Consider the following 23,186-nt stretch of genomic DNA (forward strand, 5'->3'; position numbering starts at 1 on the left):
CTCAAGTACTGGGACGAGGACGGCACCTTCCAGGCTTCCATCGCTCAGCGTGAAGCCGGCGAGAACGAATTCGTGTTCTATGACGGACCGCCCTTCGCCAATGGGCTGCCCCACTACGGCCATCTCCTCACCGGCTACGTGAAGGACCTGGTGGCCCGCTACCAGACCCAGCGTGGCCGCCGTGTGGAGCGCCGCTTCGGGTGGGACACCCACGGTCTTCCCGCCGAGTTGGAAGCCATGAAGCAACTGGGGATGACGGACAAGCAGGAGATCCTCGACATGGGGATCGACAAGTTCAACGCCGCCTGCCGCGCCTCCGTGCTCAAGTACACCGAGGAATGGAAGGCCTACGTCACCCGTCAGGCTCGCTGGGTGGACTTCGACAACGACTACAAGACCCTGAACCCCTCCTACATGGAGTCGGTCATGTGGGCCTTCAAGAATCTCTCCGACAAGGGCCTCACCTACGAGGGCTTCCGCGTGCTCCCGTACTGCTGGAAGGACGAGACGCCGCTGTCCAACCATGAGCTGCGCATGGACGACGACGTGTACAAGGACCGTCAGGACCCCACCGTGACCGTCGCCTTCCCGCTGACGGGTGAAGTGCACGACGACGGGGACGCCGCCTTGGCGGCGGAACTGGCCGGAACCAACGTGTTGGCGTGGACCACCACGCCCTGGACGTTGCCCACCCACGCCGCCCTCGTCGTCGGGCCCGAGATCGACTACGCCGTGGTTCCCGCAGGACCCGGGCAGCCCACCACGAACACCGTCGCGGGCGGCGCCCGCTACCTGCTGGCCACCGACCTGGTCGGCGCGCACGCCAAGGATCTGGGCTACGAGGACGCCGACGCGGCGGTCGCCGCCATCGCCTCCCATCACACCGGTTCCTCGCTGCGCGGGCTGAAGTACGCCCCGTTGTGGGACACCTTCGCCTCCGAACCCGCCTATGCAAGTGCCTGGCGGATCCTCGTGGACGACTACGTCTCCACGACCGACGGCACGGGCGTGGTGCATCAGTCGCCGGCCTACGGTGAGGACGATCAGCGCATCTGTGCCGAGAACGGCATCGGTGTGGTGCTCTCCGTGGATGCCGGCGCCAGCTTCCTCTCCGTGTTCAACGGCACGGAACTCGAGGACATCGTCGGCAAGCAGGTCTTCGAGGCCAACCCGCTCATCATCAAGCACCTGAAGGCCGACGGCCGCCTGTTCCGCCAGGCCACCTACGAACACTCCTACCCGCACTGCTGGCGTTGCCGCACGCCCCTGATCTACCGGGCCATCACGTCCTGGTACGTTTCCGTCACCGAGTTCAAGGACCGGATGGGGGAGCTGAACCAGGAGATCAACTGGATCCCGGAGAACGTCAAGGACGGGCAGTTCGGCAAGTGGCTGGCCAACGCCCGCGACTGGTCCATCTCCCGCAACCGCTTCTGGGGTTCCCCGATCCCCGTGTGGCAGTGCTCGGAGGAGACCTGCAAGCACGAGGAGGTCTTCGGATCCCTCGCTGAACTGCAGGAGCGCTTCGGCCGCCTGCCCGTGAACCACGAGGGGGAGACGGATCTGCACCGTCCCTTCATCGACGAACTCACCGTGGCCTGCCCGGAGGAGGGCTGCTCCGGCACCCTGAACCGCGTCGAGGACATCCTTGACGTCTGGTTCGACTCCGGCTCCATGCCCTACGCCCAGGTGCACTACCCGTTCGAGAACCAGGACTGGTTCGACACCCACAACCCGGCAGACTTCATCGTGGAGTACATCGGTCAGACCCGCGGGTGGTTCTACCTGCTGCATGTGCTCGCGACCGCGCTCTTCGACCGTCCGGCGTTCAAGAACGTGATCTCCCACGGCATCGTGCTCGGATCCGACGGGCAGAAGATGTCCAAGTCCCTGCGCAACTACCCGGACGTCAACGAGGTCCTGGACCGTGACGGCTCCGACGCCATGCGCTGGTTCCTGATGGCCTCCCCGATCCTGCGTGGCGGCAACCTCATCGTCACCGAGGAGGGTATCCGCGAGGGCGTCCGTCAGGTGCTGCTTCCGCTGTGGAACGTCTGGTACTTCTTCACGCTCTACACCAACTCCGCCAACCACGGTGAGGGCTACGAGGCGCAGCTGCGTCACGACGCCACCGACCCGCTGGACCGCTACCTGCTGGCCGCCACCGGTGACCTGATCCGCGATGTGCGTTCCGCCATGGACGCCTACGAGGTCTCCGACGGCATCGAGGCCCTGCGCTCCTTCACGGAGACGCTGACCAACTGGTACGTGCGGCGTTCCCGGCAGCGTTTCTTCGACGAGGACCACGAGGCCTTCGACGTGCTCTACACGGTCCTTGAAACCGTGTGCCGTGTGGCGGCTCCGTTGCTGCCGCTGGCCACGGAGGAGATCTGGCGTGGCCTGACCGGTGGGCGCAGCGTGCACCTGACGGACTACCCGGACGACACCCTGTTCCCAACCGATCCGGACCTGGTGCGCCGCATGGACCTGACGCGCACACTGGCCTCGACCGGTTCCAGCCTGCGCAAGGCGGCCAAGCTGCGCGTCCGGCTGCCCCTGGCAGGCATGGACGTGGTGGTGCCGGACGCCGCGGGGCTGGAAGGCACCTTCGCGGACATCCTCCGGGATGAGCTCAACCTCAAGTCCGTCAACCTGGTGGACGCCGAGGCCGCGGACGAGGCGGAGTACGGCATCACCCACACCCTGTCCGTGAACGCTCGCGCCGCCGGCCCGCGCCTTGGCAAGCAGGTTCAGGCCGCCATCAAGGCCTCCAAGTCCGGCGACTGGTCGCAGGCCGAGGACGGCACGGTCACCGCCGGCGGCCTGGAACTGCAGGAGGGCGAGTACACGCTGGCCACCGCAGTGGATACGTCCGCCGGTGCCGAGCGCGCCGCCGCCGTGTTGGCCGGCGGCGGATTCGTGGTGCTGGACACCGCGCTGACCCCGGAACTCGAGGCAGAGGGCCGCGCACGCGATCTGATCCGCGCCATCCAGGCTGCGCGCAAGAGCGCGGACATGACCGTGGGCGCCCGAGTGCGCACCTCGGTGCAGGCCGACGCCGAGACCGTGGCCGCCGCCCAACAGTTCGCCGAACTGGTCAAGGGAGAGACGCTCTCCACCGAGCTGGAACTCTCGGTGGCCGAGGTCAAGGAACCCGTGGTGGTCGTCGCTGACGCGGAGGACGTGAAATGAGCTATGAACCCACTCCGGACCCCGAGGGAGTGGCCCGCGTCTACGCGGATCTGCTCTCCAGGGCGCCCGAGAACAAGATCGAACGGCGCCTCGAACCCATGCGTCGGGCCATGGAGGTGCTGGGCGACCCCCAGAAGTCGGCGCCGGTCATCCACGTGACCGGCACCAACGGCAAGACCTCCACCGCGCGGATGATCGAGTCATTGCTGCTGGCCCATGACATCCGCACCGGCCGCTACACGTCCCCGCATCTGTCCTCGGTCACGGAACGCATCGTGATCGACGGGAACCCGGTTCAAGACGAGACGCTGGTGCGGATCTGGGACGAGATCGCCCCCTACCTGCAGATCGTGGACTCCGAGCTGGAGGCGGACGGACAGCACCGACTGACCTTCTTCGAAGCGGTCACCATCCTGGCCTTCGCGGTCTTCGCGGATGAACCCGTGGAGGTCGTTGTCCTGGAGGTCGGCATGGGCGGGACCTGGGACGCCACCAACGTGGCGGACGCCCAGGTCGCCGTGGTCACCCCGATCTCGCTGGATCACACCGATCTGTTGGGAGACACCGTCGGGGAGATCGCGGGGGAGAAGGCCGGCATCATCAAGCCCGGCTCGGTGCTGGTCTCCTCCGTGCAGGAGCCGGACGCCGCTCAGGTGCTGCTGGAGCGCGCCCGCGAGGCCGGTGCCGAATGGCGTTTCGAAGGCGTCGAGTTCGGCGTGGAGAGCCGTACCCTGGCCGTGGGTGGTCAGGTGCTTGACCTGCGCGGCCTCGGTGCTCGTTATCAGCAGATCGCCGTGCCACTCTTCGGAGCGCACCAGGCCGAGAACGCCTCCGTCGCGCTGGCCGCGGTGGAGGCCTTCCTGGGGGAACGCCCGCTCAACGAGGACCTGGTCAGGGCCGGCTTCGAGGCGGCAACGTCACCCGGCCGTCTGGAGATCGCGCGCACGTCGCCCACCTTTGTGGTCGATGCCGGGCACAATCCGGCCGGCGTGCACGTGAGTGCCGAGGCCATCAAGGAGTCCTTCGGGTTCTCCAAGCTGGTGCTGGTGCTCGGCATCCTCAAGGAGAAGGACGCGGCCGCGATGCTGGCGCAGTTGCGCGAGGACTACGGGGACATGATCTCCGACGTCGCCATCACGCAGTCTGCCTCGCCGCGTGCGATCCCAGCCGCCGAGTTGGCAGAGACGGCCTTGGACGCCGGGTTCGCCGAGGAGGATCTCTTCATCACCGAGCGGCTCGACGACGCCCTCGATTGGGCCGCCGGCCGTGCCGATGACACCGAGGACATGGGCGGCGGCGTCCTGGTCACCGGTTCCATCACCCTGGTGGCCGAGGCACGAACCCTGCTTGGCGCAGACCACGACCAGACGGACAAGTCGGAGGAGGGCTGAGTGGTGGCTGAACAGCGCAAGCAGCGCTACACCAAGAAGCAGCTGGCCTGGCGCCCCAACACCCCCAAACCCCGACGCTCCACCCGAGTGATGTTCGCTTCCGTGGTGTTGTCGTTGCAAGCCTTGGCACTCGGCTTCGCAGGACTGGCCATGTTCGGCCTGCGCGGTCGGTTCGACGGCGGTGTCCCGGCTCTGCTGATGTGCTGGGGCTTGGCCGTGGTCCTGTTCGTGGCCTGCGCCTTCGTGAAGAAGCCGTGGGGCATCGGCCTGGGTTGGGCCCTGCAAATCGTCACCGTTGCCTATGGTCTGCTCCAGCCGGCCATGTACCTGGTGGGTCTGGCTTTCCTGGCCCTGTGGGCTTACTGCGTCATCAAGGGCGGGAAGATGGATCGCATCGACGACGAGCGTGAACGCGAACAGAAGGCCTGGGACGCCGAACATCCGGAACAGGCCTGAACGGTCGGTCAGCGCCGGCCATCACCGATTACATAGACTGGGACCAAGACACTCATTGTCCCGTCTTCCCTTCCAACATCAAGGAGGAACATGTCCAAGGAACGTACCCTCATCCTGGTCAAGCCCGATGGCGTCCGCCGCCACCTCACCGGCGAGATCCTGAGCCGGATCGAGCGTAAGGGCTACGACATCGTGGAGCTCAAGCAGCTCGACGCCACTCGCGAGATCCTGGAACAGCACTACGCCGAGCACCAGGGCAAGCCGTTCTACGAGCCGCTGGTCGAATTCATGCTCTCAGGCCCGGTTGTCGCAATCGTGGCAGAGGGCGAGCGCGTCATCGAAGGCTTCCGTTCGCTGGCCGGCTCCACCGAGCCCACCGTTGCTGCCCCCGGCACCATCCGTGGAGACCTCGGTCGCGACTGGGGCCTGAAGGTCCAGCAGAACCTGGTGCACGGCTCGGATTCCCCGGAGTCCGCAGCGCGTGAGATCGGTATTTGGTTCGGCTGAGCCTGATCGGCTCCCCAACACACGATGAGGGGCACCCACCATGCGGTGGGTGCCCCTCCTCGTGTGTTCATCCGTCGGTGTGATGTCACGTCGGTCGGGGTGAATGGGTTGATCCACACCGACGGTCGTGTATCAACACCGACCGATGTGCAGCGACGGAGTCGATCACATGGTCAGGAACTGGGCCATGAACTTGATGAAGATGGATGCGGCGCAGGCGAGTGCCACGATCACCACAGTGATCCACATCCAGTTCCTGGCCCAACCATGGAGGAACTTGGGTGCTGGGAAATCTCCCACCAGGATGTTTCGGCCCAGGACCACGAACACCAGGATGATCATCATCAGCCAGCAGATCATGCAGTAGATGCACAGGGCCTTGATGTCGTAGACGGCCTGGGTATAGAGCCACACGAGGAAAGTGAACGCTGCGACCACGCCGACCGAGTACGCGATCCAGTACCACCGCGCCAGCTTGGCTCCGGCGATCAAGACCACACCGGTGACCAGCAGAATGGTGAACCCGACCAGGCCGATGAAGGGGTTGGGGAAGCCGAAGAGTGCGGCCTCCGGGGACTTCATGACCGAGGTACAGGAGAACGGCCCGCCGAAGTCGCAGCTGGCGTGGTGGTTGGCGTCAACGTAGAGGTCGATCCGTTCGCCCACGAGGATGGCGGTGGCCAGCAGGCTGAAGAAGCCGGTGATGATGTTGATCCATCCGAAGCCGGTCCGAGCCGCCCACCAGGGCAATGCCTCCTGCTGCGCGGGTGTCGCTGACGCGGTCGTGTTGGGCACGCCGTTGGTGCTGCTGGACACGATGTGTTCTCCAGTCCTCGTTCGACTTCGACAAGTTGTCGAAACCAGCCTAATGTCTCCGGTGCGCTTGGCCAGCATTGCGGTCCCGGAGATCTCTCAGGTCCACGAGAACTCGGGTGCACGGGCAAGCTCGGGTCCATGTGAGAGAATGGCCACGGGTGGAACCGGTGCCCACAGCCCGGAGCCGCCCCGCGATGGAACCGGAATACTCTCCGAGCGCATCCGCAGCATCGGGAGCCGTGCACACTTTGCACCGGCCCCGACCGGGGCGCAGCGTCATAAGGATGAGGTACCGGAACCGCGCGGCCGAGGTGGGAGTGAGACCCAGTTCGGTACCTTCATGACTTCCCGGTCGCGGGAGGCGCTCATGTACGTAGAGCTGCCCCCGCGTTACCGATGACATGACGCAGGTGGCCAGGCTGTGGGCCGGTCGCAGGCGCCTCGAGGAGCACCTTATGGTCAGCGAGTCCAACGCAGAACAGAACACGGCACCGGAATCGGCCGCCCCGGCCGCGGAAGCGGAGCAGGCGGACGCAAAGCAGTCGGCGGCGAAGAAGACCGCCACACGGAAACCGGCCGCCCAGAAGAAGCCGGCAGCCAAGAGGCCCGCAGCCAAGAGGCCCGCAGCCAAGAAGCCGGCCGCCAAGAAGACCAGCACCAAGACGTTGGCGTCCGAGGGCTCGGACGAGGTCCGGGCCAAGGCGGCGGCCGCCGTCGCCGAAGCGCTTCAGGAGGTGGCCCAAGCCAAGGACGAGCCCGCTCTGTCAGCCGTGGAACAGGCCGAGTCGAACGCAGAGCAGACGGAGCAGCCAGCCAAGAAGAAGCCGTCAGCCAAGAATTCCAGCGGCACCAAGGCTGCGGCGGAGAAGAAATCCTCGACGGCCAAGAAGTCGGCCGCGACCAAGTCCGCTGACGAGAAGAAGACGGCCGAGAACAAGCCGACGGCGAAGAAGTCCCCGGCCAAGAAGAAGGCCGAGCCCAAGAACGAGCCCAAGGCCGAACTCGAGGTCACGGTTGACGACGCCCCCGCAGCTGCTGAGACGAATGCCGGCATCGGTGAGGAGAAGTCGGCGCCCTCCACGATGAGCCTGTTCGACGAACTGAACTCGGGTTCTCCCTTCGAGGTCCCCTCCGCGACCCTGAACATGCTCTTCCAAGCCCCCACGGAGATTCCAGCTGCTGCGGCCCTCGACGCCGAGTCGAAGGAGACCACCCGCGAGCAGCGCGGCCAGGAGGAACAGGGCACCTCACGTCGCCGTCGTCGCCGCCGTCGTGGCGAGGAGGACATGGAGATCCAGGGCGGTGCAGAGTCGGACCCACCCGGAACCATCACCAAGGTCCGGGCGCCCCGTAACGGCGCCAACAACGACAAGCCCGTTGACCATGTTGTGGCCGTGAAGGGTTCCACGCGCCTTGAGGCCAAGCGTCAGCGTCGCCGCGAGTCCCGCGAGACCGGCCGCCGTCGCCACAGCATCACCGAGGCGGAGTTCTTGGCTCGTCGCGAGTCCGTGGACCGCCAGATGGTGGTGCGCCAGAACGACGAGCGCATCCAGATCGGCGTGATGGAGGACGGCGTCCTGGCGGAGCACTTCGTCTCCCACACCACACAGGACTCCATGATCGGCAACGTCTACGTGGGCAAGGTGCAGAACGTGCTTCCGTCCATGGAGGCCGCCTTCGTGGACATCGGTCGCGGCCGCAACGCCGTGCTGTACGCAGGTGAGGTGGATTGGGCCAAGGCCAAGCTGGACGGCAAGCCGCGCCGCATCGAGAACGCCCTGAAGTCGGGCGACACCGTACTGGTGCAGGTCACCAAGGACCCTGTTGGCCACAAGGGCGCCCGCCTGACCAGCCAGATCTCCCTGCCAGGCCGTTACCTGGTCTACGTCCCGGCCGGTTCCATGACGGGCATCTCCAGGAAGCTGCCCGACACCGAGCGCGCCCGTCTGAAGAAGGTGCTCAAGGAGCATCTGCCTGACAAGGCCGGCGTCATCGTACGCACAGCCGCCGAAGGCGCTTCCGAGCAGGAGCTGATGAATGACATCAACCGCCTGCGGGTGCAGTGGGAGGGCATCGAGAAGGCCTCCACGTCCACCAAGACCAAGGCCCCCGAGCTGCTCTACGCCGAGCCGGATCTGACCATCAAGGTGGTCCGCGATGTCTTCAACGAGGACTTCTCCAAGCTCGTGGTCCAGGGCGAGCACGCCTGGGACACCATCGAGGCCTACGTGACCTACGTAGCCCCCGACCTGGTGGATCGCCTGGAGAAGTGGGAGGGCGAGGACGACATCTTCACCCACCTACGAGTGGACGAGCAGATCGCCAAGGCGCTGGAGCGCAAGGTGAACCTGCCCTCCGGCGGCTCTCTCGTGATCGATCGCACCGAGGCCATGACGGTCATCGACGTCAACACGGGCAAGTTCACCGGCTCGGGTGGCAACCTCGAGGAGACGGTGACCAAGAACAACCTCGAGGCCGCCGAGGAGATCGTGCGGCAGATGCGCCTGCGCGACATGGGCGGCATCATCGTGATTGACTTCATCGACATGGTCCTGGAGTCCAATCGTGACCTGGTGCTTCGTCGGCTCGTGGAGTGCCTGGGGCGCGATCGCACCAAGCATCAGGTTGCCGAAGTGACCAGCCTCGGCCTGGTCCAGATGACCCGCAAGAAGATCGGCACCGGTCTGCTCGAGGTCTTCTCCGAGAATTGCGAGGCCTGTGCAGGCCGCGGCGTGGTCATCCACGACGAGCCGTTGGAGGGTCACTCGCATCAGCCGCAGGTGAAGCAGATTTCCGATCGGCCTACCCGTTCCGAGCGTCGTCGCAACCGTCCGGCGCAGGAGGAGAGCAAGCCCAAGACGCAGGAGAGCACTCCTGTGGATCCGGAGGAGGAGGAACGCGCGCAGAAGGCGCGGGTTGCCTTGGCTTCCATCGCGGCTGCCTCCGGTCACGCCGGTGAGGTCGCCGTGGCCACGGACAGCGCGGAGAAGCCCTCCACCGAGCGCGGAGCCGGAGTGGTCCAGGAAGGCCGCGGGGGGCCCACCCGTCCTGAGGAAACCGCTTCCGAATCCTCCGAGCAGCCCTCCAACGAGTCCACCCCGGACACCGAAGGCGACGAGCAACAGCGCCCCAAGCGCCGGCGTCGTCGTGGTCGTCGTGGACGCGGCGGTCGCGGCCCGGGTCAGCCGGCCCAGGACGAGCAGCAGCAGGACAGCGAGCAGCCCCGGCAGCAGCAGGGTGACAAGGTGCCCGACGAACCGAAGGCGGCTTCGGTGCCCTCCGAGCCTTCCGCTGCGGAACCGAAGGCGACGTCCCGCCGCGAGCCGCGCGTCGCGGTCGTTGAGGAGCCTGCCGCGGCACCCAAGCGGCCGGCGCGCCGTCGCCGCGCCGCGTCGTCGGCCGGTGGGGCCGATGCCAGTGTGACCGTGGTGAACGCGGAAGCGGGCGCGCGCGGGACCACGATCGTCTCAACGTCGGTGGTGACCACCAACAGTGGGGCAGCGGCCGAACCCAAGGCCGCCGAGGAGCCCGTCATGCTCGGTGTGGGAGTCCCCGCCTCGGAGCTCTGAGCGTTTCTTATGGCTCGAAGAGCGCGTGTCGCGTCATGACCTTCATCACGACGCGACACGCGGGGCATCATTCGTTTGCCGCAAGCGTCATCCAGCCGGTAAGATTGATCCTCGGTGCATCACGATCCAACCAATGGTTCGGGGCGGACGATGCCCGTGAGTTTCCCCGTCACTCGTGAATGCGACACAACCGTGTAGCGGCGCAGTGGTGGGACATGTCAATGTCAATGTCGAGAGAAGTGAGTACCAAGTGGTGTACGCGATTGTTCGCGCTGGTGGGCGCCAGGAGAAGGTCGCCGTGGGCGACGTCATCACCCTCGACCGCCTCCAGGAAGAGGTCGGCGGCAACGTCGAGCTCCCCGCGGTGCTGCTGGTCGATGGTGACAAGGTCACCTCGGATGCCGATTCCCTGTCCGGCGTGAAGGTCCAGGCCAAGGTTCTGGGTCACGAGCGTGGTCAGAAGATCGTCATCCAGAAGTACAAGAACAAGACCGGTTACAAGAAGCGCCAGGGTTTCCGCGCAGCGCTCTCCAAGGTCGAGATCACCTCGATCGCCTGATTCAGGCCCATCGAGACTAGCTGAAGAGGTAGGTAGGAACCATGGCACATAAGAAGGGCGCAAGCTCCACTCGTAACGGTCGCGACTCCAACGCCCAGTACCTGGGTGTGAAGCGCTTCGGTGGTCAGGTCGTCAAGGCAGGCGAGATCATCGTCCGCCAGCGCGGCACGCACTTCCACCCGGGCGCCAACGTTGGCCGCGGTAAGGACGACACCCTGTTCGCCCTGTCCGCCGGCGCAGTCGAGTTCGGTTCGGCACGCGGTCGCCGCGTGGTCAACATCGTCGGCGAATGAGTCGACGCGTGATCCATTGATCACGCACCCTCGTTGAACGGAGGGCGGGCACTGAGCCTGCCCTCCGTTTGCGTATCCAGTACCTTTTCCTTACGAATCACCTTCCAGATTCGTACACGACCTTGAAGAAGGAGTGAACGTGGCCGCCTTCGTCGATCGCGTCAAGATGCACCTCACCGGTGGTAATGGCGGGCACGGCTGTGTCTCAGTCCACCGCGAGAAGTTCAAGCCGCTGGGTGGCCCGGACGGCGCCAACGGAGGCAGCGGCGGCGACGTGATCCTGCGAGCCGACACTCAGGTCACCACTCTGCTCGGATACCACCACGCCCAGATCCAGCGTGCCGAGAACGGTGAGCCCGGTAAGGGTGACTTCCGCCATGGCAAGGTCGGTGAGACGCTGGTGCTTCCGGTGCCGGTCGGCACGGTCGTGAAGACTCCCGATGGAGACATCGTCGCCGACCTCGTGAAGGCGGGACAGGAATACGTGGCGGCGGCCGGCGGCCAGGGTGGCCTCGGCAATGCGGCACTGGCCTCCGCCAAGCGCAAGGCCCCTGGATTCGCGCTCCTGGGCGTTCCCGGCCAGGAACGCGAGATCGTCCTCGAGCTGAAGTCCGTGGCGGACGTCGCCCTGGTCGGTTTCCCCTCCGCGGGCAAGTCCTCGCTGATCAGCGCGCTCTCCGCTGCACGCCCCAAGATCGCGGACTACCCGTTCACCACCCTCACGCCGCACCTCGGTGTGGTGCAGGCGGGCGAGACCCGCTTCACCGTTGCGGACGTCCCCGGCCTCATCGAGGGCGCAGCCGACGGCAAGGGGCTCGGCCTGGAATTCCTGCGTCACGTGGAGCGCTGCGCCGCTCTGGTGCACGTGCTGGATACCGCCAGCCTGGAATCCGACCGCGACCCGATCTCCGATCTGGAGACCATCGAGGCCGAGTTGGAGCACTACACCGTGGACGCCGGTTTCGCTGAAGGGACCCCGGTTCCGTTGAACGAGCGCCCGCGCCTCGTGGTGCTCAACAAGGTGGACGTCCCGGACGGCCGCGACATGGCCGAGTTCGTTCGTCCCACCCTGGAGGAGCGCGGGTACCGGGTCTTCGAGGTGTCCGCGGCCTCCCACGAGGGGCTGCGGCAGCTCTCCTTCGCCATGGCCGAGCTCGTGGAGCAGGCCAGGACCAACGCCGAGGTGGAAGTGGAAGAGGTCGAGGTCCCCGTTCTGCGTCCCCGCTCCGTCAAACGCATCGAGTTCACGGTGCGTAAGGAGTCCCAGAACGGCGAGCCGCTGTTCCGGATCCGCGGTGAGAAGCCCGAGCGGTGGGTGGTCCAGACGGACTTCCGCAACGATGAGGCCGTCGGCTACCTCGCCGACCGACTGAACAAGCTGGGTATCGAGGAATCCCTCTACAAGGAGGGTGCCAAGCCGGGCGACGCCGTGGTGATCGGTGGTGACGGTGGCGTGGTCTTCGACTGGGAGCCCACCGTCTCAGCGGGCGCGGAACTGCTGGGTAACCGCGGAGATGATCTGCGTCTGACTCAGAACGAACGCCGCACCACGGGGGAACGGCGAGAGGCCTACCAGGCACGTAAGGACCGCAGGGCCGCTACACGCGATGCGCTCGAGGCCGAGCGTCGCACCGGCACCTGGGGAATCGACAACGAAGAGGATGAATGAGTCACACCGGGATTGAGCACCACACCACACCGCGAACTCGCGAGGGACTGAAGTACGCCTCAAGAGTGGTCGTGAAGATCGGCTCGTCCTCTCTGTCCAGCGTGGACGGGGGGTTGGACGTGGCCGCGTTGGAACACCTGGAGACCGTGTTGGATGGTGTCCTTGATCGCGGCACACAGGTGGTGCTGGTGTCTTCCGGCGCCATCGCCACAGGGATCTCCCCGCTAGGGCTGGAGGCTCGGCCCAAGGACCTGGCCACGCAGCAGGCGGCAGCCGCTGTTGGCCAGGGACTGTTGGTGGCTCACTACTCCCGTGCCTTCGCCCGCCATGGGCGCACGGTGGCGCAGGTGCTGCTCACCGCTGATGACCTGATTCGGCGGGGACACTATGCCAACGCGTACCGCTCGCTCTCCCGCCTGCTGGCCCTTGGCGTTGTACCCATCGTCAACGAGAACGATGCCATGGCCACGCACGAGATCCGCTTCGGCGACAACGATCGTCTGGCCGCGCTGGTGGCCTCCTTGGTCCAGGCCGATGCGCTCGTACTGCTCTCCGATGTGACCGCGGTGCATGACGCCCCGCCGTCGGAGGGCGGCCGACCCGTCAGCGTCGTGAAGTCCTCAGCGGACCTGGCCGAGGCAAACATCGGGGGAGTCGGTGAGGCCGGCGTCGGGACCGGCGGCATGGCCACCAAGGTCCAGGCCGCCACCATCGCGGCGCAGTCCGGAATCCCCACGGTGGTCACCTCGGCCGCACTGGCCGGTTCCGCCCTCAACGGCGACGACGTCGGCACGTGGTTCTCCGCACGCCGCAACCGCCGCCCGCTACGCCTGCTCTGGCTCGAGCACCTGGCGACCACGCAGGGCCGCCTGGTTCTGGACGACGGCGCCGCGCGCGCCGTGGCGCAGGATCGCGCCTCGCTACTGGCCGCCGGCATCACCGCTGTCGAGGGCGACTTCGACGACGGCGACCCGGTGGAGATCGTGGATCGCGCCGGGAACGTCCTGGCCCACGGCCTCGCGAACTTCACATCCGACGAGCTGCCGCAGATGCTCGGTAAGACCATGGGGCAGCTGCGTTCCGAACTGGGCGTGCGCTTCGCCAAAGTAGTGGTTCATGCAGACGATGTGGCGCTGATCGGCGCCGGGACCGAAGAGGTTTACGTCATCTGACTTGGGCTGCGCCTGTGGGTCTCTCGTAGAGTGGATGCCATGTCCACCACAATTGATGCGACTCAACAAACCACTGCTCTGACCGAGGACCAGGCCGATGTGCTGGTCCGTGAGCGCGCAGCGGAATCCCGCAACGCGTCCCGCGTCCTGGCCGGCCTGACCAGACAGCAGAAGGATGATGCACTGGTGGCCGTGGGGGAGACCCTGGTGGCCCACGCGGAAACCATCATCGAGGCCAACGCAGAGGACCTGCGTCGCGGTGAGGCCAATGGGACCTCACCTCAGCTGCTCGACCGGCTGATGCTGGATACCGCCCGGATCGAGGGACTTCGCTCCGCACTGCGGGAGTTGGCGGGGCTGCCGGATCCGATCGGCGAGGTGGTGCGCGGTTCCACGCTCCCCAACGGCCTGCGCCTACGCCAGACGCGGGTGCCGCTCGGCGTGGTCGGAGCCATCTACGAGGCCCGCCCCAACGTCACCGTGGACATCGCCGGAATCGGCCTGAAGTCCGGCAACGCGGTGCTGCTGCGTGGAGGATCCGCCGCGGCGTCCACCAATGCCGTGCTCGTGGAATTGATCCGCACCACCCTGGTTGCCAACGGCGTGCCGGCCGGTGCCGTGCAGACCGTGGATGACGGGGGCAGGCCGGCTGCCGCCGCAATGATGCGTGCCGTGGGCAGCATCGACCTGCTGGTGCCTCGCGGTGGCCACGGACTGATTCAGGACGTGGTGCGCAATTCGCGCGTCCCCGTGGTGCAGACCGGTGAGGGCAACGTGCACGTCTACCTGCACCAGGACGCACCCGTGGAACGCGCCATGCAGATTGTCCACAACGCCAAGGTGCACCGTCCCAGCGTGTGCAATGCCGCGGAGACCCTGCTCATCCATGCGGATGCGGCGACCGCGGGCGCGGCCGCCATGACGGCCCTGGCCGAATCCGACGTCGTGCTCCACACGGATGAACGCGCGGCCGCCCTGGTGCCGCAATTGGAGACGGTCCCCGCCACCGAGGAGGACTGGGCCACCGAGTACGGCGCGCTGGAGATCGCTGTGCGCGTGGTGGACAGCCTGGACCAGGCGCTGGAGCACATCCGCACGTACTCCACCGGGCACACGGAGGCCATCGTCACCGATTCCATCGCGGCTCAACGGCAGTTCGTGGCGGGAGTCGACTCTGCGGCGGTCATGATCAATGCCTCGACGCGCTTCACCGATGGTGGCCAGCTGGGCCTGGGCGCCGAGGTGGGTATCTCCACACAGAAGATGCATGCTCGCGGTCCCATGGGTCTGGCGGAACTGACCACCACCCAGTGGGTCGTGGAGGGTGACGGTCACGTGCGAGCCTGACGCCAGGGGGGTCGCCGCTCGGATAGAATGGACGGCGAGCATCACCGTGAGGACGTGGCTGCACCAGATGGGTACGTCCTCGAAGCACTTGTCGAGGAGAGAACACCTATGAATATCCTGGCCGCTACCTCCGTCATCGCAGAGGCCGCCGAACACGAGGGCGGCAATGGCCTCATGTGGGGCTTCATCATCGGCGGGGGAATCATGCTCGGTTTCCTTGTCCTGCTGCTGATCACCGGCTCCTTCTCCGGCGCCTACAACCGCCATGAGGCCGGTGCAGACGTGGTGGATCCCTCGAAGCAGATCGGGTCCTTCGGCCCGAGCGAGCACTGAGCAGTCGGTCACCTGTGAGCAACCGCCGTATAGGGGTGATGGGCGGGACCTTCGATCCCGTGCACCATGGCCACCTGGTGGCCGCCTCAGAGGTGGCCGCACGTTTCCAGCTGGACGAGGTCGTCTTCGTCCCTACGGGGCGTCCTTGGCAGAAGGAAGGCGTGGGTAAGCACGTCACCGGGTCCGAGCACCGCTACCTGATGACGGTGATCGCGACGGCCTCCAACCCCCGCTTCACCGTCTCCAGGGTGGACATCGACCGTCCTGGACCCACCTTCACCATCGATACCTTGCGTGACCTGCGCGAGCAGCGGCCCGGCGACGAACTCTTCTTCATCACAGGGGCGGATGCCCTGGCGGCCATCTTGTCGTGGAAGGACGTGGACGAGCTCACCGAGCTGGCCACCTTCGTCGGTGTGACGCGCCCTGGACACGAGTTGAGCGACATGGGCATGAAGGATGTGCGATTGTTGGAGGTACCCGCCATGGCGATCTCCTCCACCGACTGCCGAGAGCGTGTCGCGGAGGGTTCGCCGGTTTGGTACCTGGTGCCAGACGGCGTGGTGCAGTACATCAACAAGTACCAGTTGTATCGGGGGCTTCCGGCCCCGGTGGGAGAGAGCCCGTCATGACGGATCCGCAGCGCCCCCTCACTCGACGTGAGGCCCGTGAGCTGCGGCGCGCCCAGGAAGGCGCCGCACAGCAGCAATCGGCCCAGCCTTCCAGCGGCACGCCTCAATCCGCGCCGAGCCTGAGCCCGAGCACGCCCGCGCCGCAACAGTCGGAACCCTCACCGCGTCAGACCGCGCAGCCCGAGACCACGCAACGTCCCGGTGCCGAACACCGCCATGGCCGACGCAGCGCGGGTCCGGTGAACGAGCTTGGGGCACCCACCGTCGCGTCGGCCGCCGGCGCCTCGCCGGCCGGTGCTCCGCGGCCCTCCCATGGTCGTCGCCGCGGAATCGGTCCGGTGGACGGCGGAGTGCGCCGGATCCCGAAGCTGGCACCGGAGTCCCCGAAACCGGATGTCTCGGATGAGGTGCCACCCGCGCCGCTTCCTCCCATCGCCGAACCGCCCGTTTCGAAGCCGGTGGCTCCGGAGTCCGAAGGCGGGCAGCCGCCCATCGCGGAGCCCCCTGCTCCGAAGCCCGCTCCTGCGCCGAAGGCGTCCCCGGAACCGGAGCCTGCCGCGGATCCCGAGGTGGACGACGACGCGACGCAGCTGGGTCTGCCGCCCATCGTTTCCGGTGGACGGGGCCAACCCGACAGTGTCTTCAAGCCGATTACGGCGCCCACGCCGAAACCGGGGCAGGACTCCCGGCCGGAACCGACGCCTTCGGCCGAGTCGATGCCCGTTGCTCCGCCGCCACTGCCACCCGTGCCGCCTCAGGCTGCGGCGCAACCCGAGGCGCCCGAGCCTGCCACGCATTCCTATGATGTCGCGGAACTGAGCCGGTCCGCTCAGGCGGCCTTGTCCAGCCATGAGCCGAACCAGCTTCCCCCCGAGCGGATTGCCGAACTCGAGGAGGAGCGTCATCAGGTGCTGCGCAGCGCCTTGGACCGCGCTCACCAGCAGCGTGCTGCGACCGAGGCCCCGAGTGCGGCGTCGGCACAGCCGTCCTTCTCGGAACTGTTGGGCATCCAGCAGCGTGCCGCGGCTCCGTCGGTTCCCTCGGCACCGACCAAGGGCAGCCAGCGCAGGGCGGCCAAGCGCAGCGCGGAGCCCAAGCCCTTGGCACCGGCCGTTGCACCGCTCAACTCCCCTGAGCAGCGTCAGCTGGAGAACACCGGCCTGATGGCTCCTGCCACGGACACCGTTCCTGTGGTGCTGTCCGCAGCGTCTGCCCGCAGTCAGGACGAAGCGGTCGAGCCGCTTCAGGCCCGACAAGCCCATGGGCTGGACCCGCTGGAATATCGCGTCTCCGGTGTGAACCGGACCAGGGCCGGTCTGGCCGTGGTGATCGGGTCAGTGGTGGTTGCCGCCGCTGCGGTGGTTCTCGCCATCAACCTCTGAACCCTCACTCGCTGACGGTTCAACGGCCGCGGGTACCGGCCAACTGTTTCTTCACCAGCGCCCAGGCGCTACGTTTTCTCTCATCAGACAAGATTTCGAGGTCCTCATGACACTTCCCGCCATCGTCTCCGATCGGGTTCTCACCGCCGCACGCGCCGCTCAGGAGAAAGTGGGGGAGAACATCGTGGCCTTCGAAGTGGGGGAGCGATTGGGTCTGGCAGACATCTTCCTGATCGTCTCCGGTGGTTCCGAGCGTCAGGTCGAAGCCATTGCCGAGGAGATCGAGGAGCAGCTGCGTCTGCAGCATGCGGACCACCCGCTGCGCCGGGAGGGCAAGGGCAACGGCCACTGGGTGCTGTTGGACTACGGCGACATCGTGGTACACGTCCAGCACCCGGAAGACCGCGCCTTCTACGCCTTGGATCGACTGTGGTCGGATTGCCCGCAGTTCGATCTGAGCGAGGCGCTGGCGCAGCCCTCCGGGGCCACTCAGAGCAACTGACGGCTCAGAACAGCTGACGCCAGTTGGTGCTGGCGAGGTCCAGCAGTTCGTCTCCGCGCCCTGAGAGGACGGAGCGCAGCGCGTAGAGCGCGAACCCCTTGGCCTGCTCCATGCCGATCTTCGGTGGGAGCGTGAGCTCCTGCCGACCCGTGTGGACGTCCACGAGCGTGGGGCCGTCGTAGGCAAAGGCTTCCTTGAGCACATCGTCGAGCTGACTCGATTCGGTGACGGTGAAGCCCTTGACGCCGCACGCCTCGGCGATGGCGGCGAAGTCCGGGTTGTCCAAGTCGGTGCCGTAGGTGACGAAGCCGGCAGCCTTCATCTCAAGCTCCACGAAGTTCAACGAGGAGTTGTTGAAGACCACCACGTTGACCGGCAGCTTGGACTGCTTGAGGGTGATGAGATCACCCAAGAGCATGGCCAGGCCGCCGTCTCCGGACAGGGTCACGATCTGCCGGGACGGGTCCACGCTCGAGGCGCCGATGGCATGGGGGACGGCATTGGCCATGGAACCGTGGTTGAAGGAGCCGATGATGCGGCGCTTGCCGTTCATGGTCAGGTACCGCGCGGCGTAGACCACCGGGGAACCCACGTCCGGGATGAACACCGCGTCGTCGTCGGCCAGGGTGTCGATGCGCTGTGCCACGTACTGCGGGTGCAAGGCGTGCTTCTTCCTGGCCGGGGTGGCCAGGTCATCCAGCTTCTCGCGGGTGGAACGGTAGTGCTTGAGAGCATCCTCGAGGTGGTTGCGCTTGGTCTTGCGGGTCAGCAAGGGTTGCAGTGCGGCCGCGGTGTCCTTCACGGTGCCGACCAGGCCCATCGCCAGGGGTGCACGTCGGCCGAGCTGCGCGCCGTCGATGTCCACCTGCACCACTTTGGCGTCCTTGGGATAGAACTGTTGGTAGGGGAAGTCGGAGCCGAGCACCAGCACCACCTCGGACGCATCCATGGCGCGGTAGCCGGAGGCGAAGCCGAGGAGGCCGGTCATGCCGACGTCGAACGGGTTGTCGTACTCCACGTACTCCTTTCCGCGCAGGGCGTGGACCACGGGAGCCGCCAGGGTGTCAGCCAGCGCCACGAGTTCCTCGTGTGCCCCGGCGGCGCCTGCGCCGGCCAGGATGGTGATCTTCTGGGAGCTGTTGAGCAGCTTCGCCAGATCCGCGAGTTCATCATCGGACGGAAGGATCTTGGGCTCGGGGGCGGTGACGGTGGCCAGGTCCGAACTCACGGCATCCTGCAAGGCCACGTCGCCCGGGATCACCAGCACGGCGACGCCGCGTTTGGAGATGGCCTCCTGCATGGCGATACGCAAGAGCCGAGGCATCTGTTCCGGGTTGCTGACGAGTTCGGTGTAGACCGCGCACTCGCGGAAGAGGTCCTGCGGGTGCGTCTCCTGGAAGTAGTTGGATCCCACCTCGTCCGACGGGATCTGGGCCGCGATGGCGAGGACCGGCACGCGGGAGCGTTGGGCATCGAACAGGCCGTTGATCAGGTGCAGGTTGCCGGGCCCGCAGGAACCGGCGCACACGGCCAGGTCACCGGTGAGGGCGGCTTCCGCTGCAGCGGCGAAGGCTGCGGTCTCCTCGTGTCGCACATGCGACCACGTGAGCTTCTTGGAGGTCCGGATGGCGTCGGTGATGCCGTTGAGCGAGTCACCGGGTACTCCATAGACGCGTTTCACCCCCTGCGCCGCGAGGGAATCGACGAGCTGCTTGGCCACTGTGGACATGTGTTCAGGCTCTTTCTGCAGGCTGTGGGCACCAAGGCTGGGCCCCTTCTCCCGGGCATCCTCGACCGGTCATACAAGTGCATCTCCAAGACTGCCCCGGAAGGCCCACGGGGGCAAGAATTCCCGACACGCCGGTGTGTGACGCAATCCGTCAGGGGTGTGAGATTCAATTTTTCTGTGGGTAGTACTCCGACGAGCTTGTGGAGAACTCGGGTGCTCACGTGGTCATATCCGCGTCCTCCCGCGGATGCCTTGGTCCACAGAGGTTGTGGACGAACGGTGGATGAACCACACGCGTGTAAGACAGGATATGGGGGGTGAGGAGGGAATGTGCCACAAGATGTAGTGGTTGTGGTTAGTATGGAGGTGTTGAGGGCGTCGCAGCCCTCGATATCCTCCAGGGGTGAGGAACGAGGGGGAAACCCCGTCCCCAAACCCTGCAGGACCAAGACTTCACCAGCTGAATTCCAGCCTGACACCAGTCATCACGCCGGCTGATCCCCACCCGTCAAGGACGGGATCGAGAAGGAGAAAACGACATGTCCGTCACCGTCTACACCAAGCCCTCCTGCGTGCAGTGCAACGCCACCTACCGTGCTCTGGACCGTAAGGGCATCGAATACAAGAAGGTCGACATCTCCCAGGACCCTGCGGCCCTGGAGCGCATTCGCGACCTCGGCTTCATGCAGGCCCCCGTGGTCATCACGGAGAGCGATTGCTGGTCCGGTTTCCGCCCGGACAAGATCGAGGAGATCGCTGCCACCTCCGTGGCCTGATCACGCCACGAGTTCGTCAGTCACGGGCGGAGCGCACCCTGTGGGTCCGTTCCGCCCGCGCCACACGCTTGGCCAGACAAGCACACTTGGCAAGACAAGGAGGCACAGAGGACATGACCAGCTCAGCAGCACATGCCATAGCCCCGGACCAGACCAGTCAGCAGGGACCGCATCATTACTCGGAACCGACCACGCAGTCCACTCAGGATCAACTGGTCTTCTTCTCCTCGATCTCAGGTAACACGCTGCGCTTTGTGCACAAGCTCGGGCGGGACGCGGCCCGGATCCCGCTGCGCCGCAGCGAACCGGACCTGGTGACGGAGGCACCCTACGTTCTGGTCCTCCCCACCTACGGCGGGGAGAAGGGTGCGCACACCATCCCGCCGCAGGTCCTCAACTTCCTGCGGAACCCGGCCAACCGGGAGCACCTTCGCGGTGTGATCGGTGCGGGCAACACCAACTTCGGCACCAGCTACAACCTCGCGGCCCACAAGATCGCCGCCAAATTGGATGTTCCGGTGCTGTATCTCTTCGAACTGATGGGCACTCCCGAGGACGTGGCCCGCGTCAACCAAGGATTGGACGAGTTTTGGACACGTCAGTAGCGAGCGGAACCCTCACCCGCAGCACCAAGGAGATGCCCGAGGCCTATCAGGGTCTCGGCTATCACGAGCTCAACGCGATGCTGAACCTCTACGACGCAGAGGGGAAGATCCAGTTCGAGGCCGATCGCTGGGCCGCGCGCCAGTACTTCCTGGAGCACGTCAACAACAACACGGTCTTCTTCCACGACCTGTCAGAGAAGCTGGCCTACCTCGTTGAGAAGAAGTACTACGAGCCGGAGACGCTGCAGCAGTACTCCGAGCAGTTCATTCGCTCGCTCTTCGACCTGGCGTACAAGCGCAAGTTCCGCTTCGAGACGTTCCTCGGCGCCTTCAAGTTCTACACCTCCTACGCACTGAAGACCTTCGACGGTAAGCGTTACCTGGAACGCTTCGAGGACCGCGTCTGCATGGTGGCCCTGCACCTGGCCCGTGGTGATGAGCAGCTGGCCATCAGCATCGTGGAGGAGATCATCTCAGGGCGTTTCCAGCCCGCCACCCCCACGTTCCTGAACGCGGGCAAGGCTCAGCGCGGAGAATTGGTGTCCTGCTTCCTGCTGCGCGTCGAGGACAACATGGAGTCCATCGCCCGCGGCATCAACTCCGCCCTGCAGCTGTCCAAGCGCGGCGGCGGCGTGGCGTTGCAGCTGACCAACGTCCGCGAACACGGTGCTCCGATCAAGCACATCGAGAACCAGTCCTCCGGTGTCATCCCCGTGATGAAGCTGCTGGAAGACTCCTTCTCCTACGCCAACCAGCTCGGTGCACGTCAGGGTGCCGGCGCCGTGTACCTGCACGCCCACCACCCGGACAGCTACCGCTTCCTGGACACCAAGCGTGAGAACGCGGACGAGAAGATCCGCATCAAGACGCTCTCCCTCGGTGTGGTCATCCCCGACATCACGTTCCACCTGGCCAAGTCCAACGAGGACATGTACCTGTTCTCCCCGTACGACGTGGAGCGCGTCTACGGTGTTCCCTTCGCCGACATCAACGTGTCCGAGAAGTACTACGAGATGGTGGATGACAAGCGCATCCGCAAGACCAAGATCAATGCTCGTGAGTTCTTCCAGACCCTCGCGGAGATCCAGTTCGAGTCGGGCTACCCCTACATCGTGTTCGAGGACACGGTGAACCGGGCCAACCCGATCAAGGGCAAGAGCACCATGTCCAACCTGTGCTCCGAGATCCTGCAGGTCTCCACGCCGTCCACCTACAAGGACGACCTCTCCTACGAGGTCATCGGCAAGGACATCTCCTGCAACCTGGGTTCCATGAACATTGCCCACACCATGGATTCCCCGGACTTCGGTGCCTCCATCGAAGCAGCCATCCGTGCGCTGTCCGCGGTCTCCGACATGAGCTACATCAACTCGGTCCCCTCGGTTGCAGATGGCAACGCGAAGTCCCACGCGATCGGCTTGGGCCAGATGAACCTGCACGGCTACCTGGCGCGTGAGCGGGTCCACTACGGCTCCGAGGAGGGCCTGGACTTCACCAACATCTACTTCTACACCGTGCTGTTCCACGCGTTGCGGGCCTCCAACGAGCTCGCCAAGGAGCACGGTCACGCGTTCGAGGGCTTCGCGGATTCCAAGTACGCCTCCGGTGAGTTCTTCGACAAGTACCTGGGGCAGGAGTGGGTTCCCGCCACCGAGAAGGTGGCGGAATTGTTCAAGGACATCCACATCCCCGACCATGACGACTGGGTCGCGTTGAAGGCGTCCGTGCAGGAGCACGGCATCTACAACCAGAACCTGCAGGCCGTTCCACCCACGGGATCCATTTCTTACATCAACAACTCGACCTCCTCGATCCACCCCGTGGCCTCGAAGATCGAGATCCGTAAGGAAGGCAAGATCGGCCGCGTCTACTACCCGGCGCCGTACCTGACCAACGACAACCTGGACTACTACCAGGATGCCTACGAGATCGGTTACGAGAAGATCATCGACACCTACGCCGTGGCCACGCAGCACGTGGACCAGGGACTGTCGCTGACCCTCTTCTTCAAGGACACCGCCACGACCCGGGACATCAACAAGGCCCAGATCTACGCGTGGAAGAAGGGCATCAAGACCATCTACTACATCCGCCTGCGCCAGCTGGCCCTGGAAGGGACCGAGGTCGAAGGCTGCGTGTCCTGCATGCTCTGATCAGACATGCCGGTTGCGCCCGGCCCGGACCGTGCGGCGCCACCCCCCCCCCCGCCCGCGGGGCTTGGCGGGAACGAACGCGCGGGAGAGGCCCCCGGGGGGA

General features: G+C 65.7%; 19 protein-coding genes. 17 read left to right on the plus strand and 2 right to left on the minus strand.

Annotated elements, in window-relative coordinates:
* From ileS to ndk, 4 genes are all read left to right on the plus strand, one after another.
* The coding region (gene ileS / locus Q0A15_RS06070) for an isoleucine--tRNA ligase (RefSeq protein WP_291278630.1) at positions 1-3,192 on the plus strand (3,192 nt) is incomplete at its 5' end.
* Positions 3,189-4,583, plus strand: coding sequence for a folylpolyglutamate synthase/dihydrofolate synthase family protein (locus Q0A15_RS06075; RefSeq protein WP_291278631.1), 1,395 nt, complete (start codon positions 3,189-3,191; stop codon positions 4,581-4,583). The genes ileS and Q0A15_RS06075, both read left to right, overlap by 4 nt.
* A 3-nt stretch (positions 4,584-4,586) precedes the next feature.
* Positions 4,587-5,039 carry a DUF4233 domain-containing protein gene (locus Q0A15_RS06080; RefSeq protein ID WP_291278632.1) on the plus strand — a complete coding sequence of 151 codons (453 nt, stop codon included), beginning with the start codon at positions 4,587-4,589 and terminating at the stop codon, positions 5,037-5,039.
* 90 nt (positions 5,040-5,129) lie between these two features.
* The gene (ndk, locus tag Q0A15_RS06085; protein WP_291278633.1) at positions 5,130-5,546 is read left to right on the plus strand and encodes a nucleoside-diphosphate kinase; all 417 of its coding nucleotides are present in this window, start codon (positions 5,130-5,132) and stop codon (positions 5,544-5,546) included.
* Between the two features lie 165 nt (positions 5,547-5,711).
* Here the strand turns inward: ndk and Q0A15_RS06090 are convergent, their stop codons facing one another.
* The gene (locus Q0A15_RS06090) at positions 5,712-6,362 is read right to left on the minus strand and encodes a vitamin K epoxide reductase family protein (protein WP_291278634.1); all 651 of its coding nucleotides are present in this window, start codon (positions 6,360-6,362) and stop codon (positions 5,712-5,714) included.
* A 455-nt stretch (positions 6,363-6,817) separates the two neighbouring features.
* On the opposite strand from Q0A15_RS06090, the gene Q0A15_RS06095 reads away from it, so the two are divergent.
* The 10 genes from Q0A15_RS06095 to rsfS all read left to right on the plus strand — a co-directional run bounded on the left by Q0A15_RS06095 (position 6,818) and on the right by rsfS (position 17,820).
* Positions 6,818-9,931, plus strand: a complete 3,114-nt coding sequence (locus Q0A15_RS06095) for an Rne/Rng family ribonuclease (protein WP_291278635.1) — start codon at positions 6,818-6,820, stop codon at positions 9,929-9,931.
* A 250-nt stretch (positions 9,932-10,181) separates the two neighbouring features.
* Entirely contained in the window at positions 10,182-10,490 is a 309-nt protein-coding gene (gene rplU, locus Q0A15_RS06100) for a 50S ribosomal protein L21 (RefSeq protein WP_291278636.1), read from the plus strand.
* Positions 10,491-10,531: 41 nt separating this feature from the next.
* The gene (gene rpmA / locus Q0A15_RS06105; RefSeq protein WP_291278637.1) at positions 10,532-10,783 is read left to right on the plus strand and encodes a 50S ribosomal protein L27; all 252 of its coding nucleotides are present in this window, start codon (positions 10,532-10,534) and stop codon (positions 10,781-10,783) included.
* A gap of 139 nt (positions 10,784-10,922) precedes the next feature.
* Positions 10,923-12,452 (plus strand): GTPase ObgE, encoded by a 1,530-nt coding sequence (gene obgE, locus Q0A15_RS06110; RefSeq protein WP_291278638.1) that lies wholly within the window; start codon positions 10,923-10,925, stop codon positions 12,450-12,452.
* A complete protein-coding gene (gene proB, locus Q0A15_RS06115) occupies positions 12,449-13,624 on the plus strand; it encodes a glutamate 5-kinase (RefSeq protein ID WP_291278639.1) in 1,176 nt (391 codons plus the stop codon). The genes obgE and proB overlap by 4 nt, the downstream gene beginning before the upstream one ends.
* Before the next feature lie 39 nt (positions 13,625-13,663).
* The gene (locus Q0A15_RS06120; RefSeq protein ID WP_291278640.1) at positions 13,664-14,971 is read left to right on the plus strand and encodes a glutamate-5-semialdehyde dehydrogenase; all 1,308 of its coding nucleotides are present in this window, start codon (positions 13,664-13,666) and stop codon (positions 14,969-14,971) included.
* 108 nt (positions 14,972-15,079) lie between these two features.
* A complete protein-coding gene (locus Q0A15_RS06125; RefSeq protein WP_291278641.1) occupies positions 15,080-15,304 on the plus strand; it encodes a hypothetical protein in 225 nt (74 codons plus the stop codon).
* A 14-nt stretch (positions 15,305-15,318) separates the two neighbouring features.
* Positions 15,319-15,936 (plus strand): nicotinate-nucleotide adenylyltransferase, encoded by a 618-nt coding sequence (gene nadD / locus Q0A15_RS06130; RefSeq protein WP_291278642.1) that lies wholly within the window; start codon positions 15,319-15,321, stop codon positions 15,934-15,936.
* The gene (locus Q0A15_RS06135) at positions 15,933-17,318 is read left to right on the plus strand and encodes a hypothetical protein (RefSeq protein WP_291278643.1); all 1,386 of its coding nucleotides are present in this window, start codon (positions 15,933-15,935) and stop codon (positions 17,316-17,318) included. Before nadD ends, Q0A15_RS06135 begins: the two co-directional genes overlap by 4 nt.
* Positions 17,319-17,424: 106 nt before the next feature.
* Complete coding sequence (rsfS, locus tag Q0A15_RS06140; protein WP_291278644.1) at positions 17,425-17,820, plus strand: ribosome silencing factor; 396 nt, start codon at positions 17,425-17,427, stop codon at positions 17,818-17,820.
* 4 nt (positions 17,821-17,824) lie between these two features.
* On the opposite strand, the gene poxB is transcribed toward rsfS, so the two are convergent.
* Positions 17,825-19,549: a ubiquinone-dependent pyruvate dehydrogenase gene (poxB, locus tag Q0A15_RS06145; RefSeq protein ID WP_291278645.1), complete on the minus strand. Its 1,725-nt coding sequence runs from the start codon at positions 19,547-19,549 to the stop codon at positions 17,825-17,827.
* A 539-nt stretch (positions 19,550-20,088) separates the two neighbouring features.
* Between poxB and nrdH the strand changes: the two genes are divergently transcribed.
* From nrdH to nrdE, 3 genes are all read left to right on the plus strand, one after another.
* On the plus strand, positions 20,089-20,325 hold the full coding sequence (gene nrdH / locus Q0A15_RS06150; protein WP_291278646.1) for a glutaredoxin-like protein NrdH: 237 nt from the start codon (positions 20,089-20,091) through the stop codon (positions 20,323-20,325).
* 113 nt (positions 20,326-20,438) lie between these two features.
* Entirely contained in the window at positions 20,439-20,930 is a 492-nt protein-coding gene (gene nrdI, locus Q0A15_RS06155; protein WP_291278647.1) for a class Ib ribonucleoside-diphosphate reductase assembly flavoprotein NrdI, read from the plus strand.
* A gap of 32 nt (positions 20,931-20,962) precedes the next feature.
* Positions 20,963-23,083 (plus strand): class 1b ribonucleoside-diphosphate reductase subunit alpha, encoded by a 2,121-nt coding sequence (nrdE, locus tag Q0A15_RS06160; RefSeq protein ID WP_291278648.1) that lies wholly within the window; start codon positions 20,963-20,965, stop codon positions 23,081-23,083.
* Positions 23,084-23,186 lie beyond the last annotated feature (103 nt).

The sequence above is a fragment of the Galactobacter sp. genome, assembly GCF_022712295.1.
Classification (GTDB): Bacteria; Actinomycetota; Actinomycetes; order Actinomycetales; family Micrococcaceae; genus Galactobacter.

Bases quoted from the DNA above. Each gene is read 5' to 3' on its own strand.
- Q0A15_RS06075 (WP_291278631.1), top strand. From the start codon at position 3,189: ATGAGCTATGAACCCACTCCGGACCCCGAGGGAGTGGCCCGCGTCTAC.
- ndk (WP_291278633.1), top strand. From the start codon at position 5,130: ATGTCCAAGGAACGTACCCTCATCCTGGTCAAGCCCGATGGCGTCCGC.
- Q0A15_RS06095 (WP_291278635.1), top strand. From the start codon at position 6,818: ATGGTCAGCGAGTCCAACGCAGAACAGAACACGGCACCGGAATCGGCC.
- rpmA (WP_291278637.1), top strand. From the start codon at position 10,532: ATGGCACATAAGAAGGGCGCAAGCTCCACTCGTAACGGTCGCGACTCC.
- proB (WP_291278639.1), top strand. From the start codon at position 12,449: ATGAGTCACACCGGGATTGAGCACCACACCACACCGCGAACTCGCGAG.
- Q0A15_RS06120 (WP_291278640.1), top strand. From the start codon at position 13,664: ATGTCCACCACAATTGATGCGACTCAACAAACCACTGCTCTGACCGAG.
- Q0A15_RS06125 (WP_291278641.1), top strand. From the start codon at position 15,080: ATGAATATCCTGGCCGCTACCTCCGTCATCGCAGAGGCCGCCGAACAC.
- Q0A15_RS06135 (WP_291278643.1), top strand. From the start codon at position 15,933: ATGACGGATCCGCAGCGCCCCCTCACTCGACGTGAGGCCCGTGAGCTG.
- rsfS (WP_291278644.1), top strand. From the start codon at position 17,425: ATGACACTTCCCGCCATCGTCTCCGATCGGGTTCTCACCGCCGCACGC.
- poxB (WP_291278645.1), bottom strand. From the start codon at position 19,549: ATGTCCACAGTGGCCAAGCAGCTCGTCGATTCCCTCGCGGCGCAGGGG.
- nrdH (WP_291278646.1), top strand. From the start codon at position 20,089: ATGTCCGTCACCGTCTACACCAAGCCCTCCTGCGTGCAGTGCAACGCC.
- nrdI (WP_291278647.1), top strand. From the start codon at position 20,439: ATGACCAGCTCAGCAGCACATGCCATAGCCCCGGACCAGACCAGTCAG.
- nrdE (WP_291278648.1), top strand. From the start codon at position 20,963: ATGCCCGAGGCCTATCAGGGTCTCGGCTATCACGAGCTCAACGCGATG.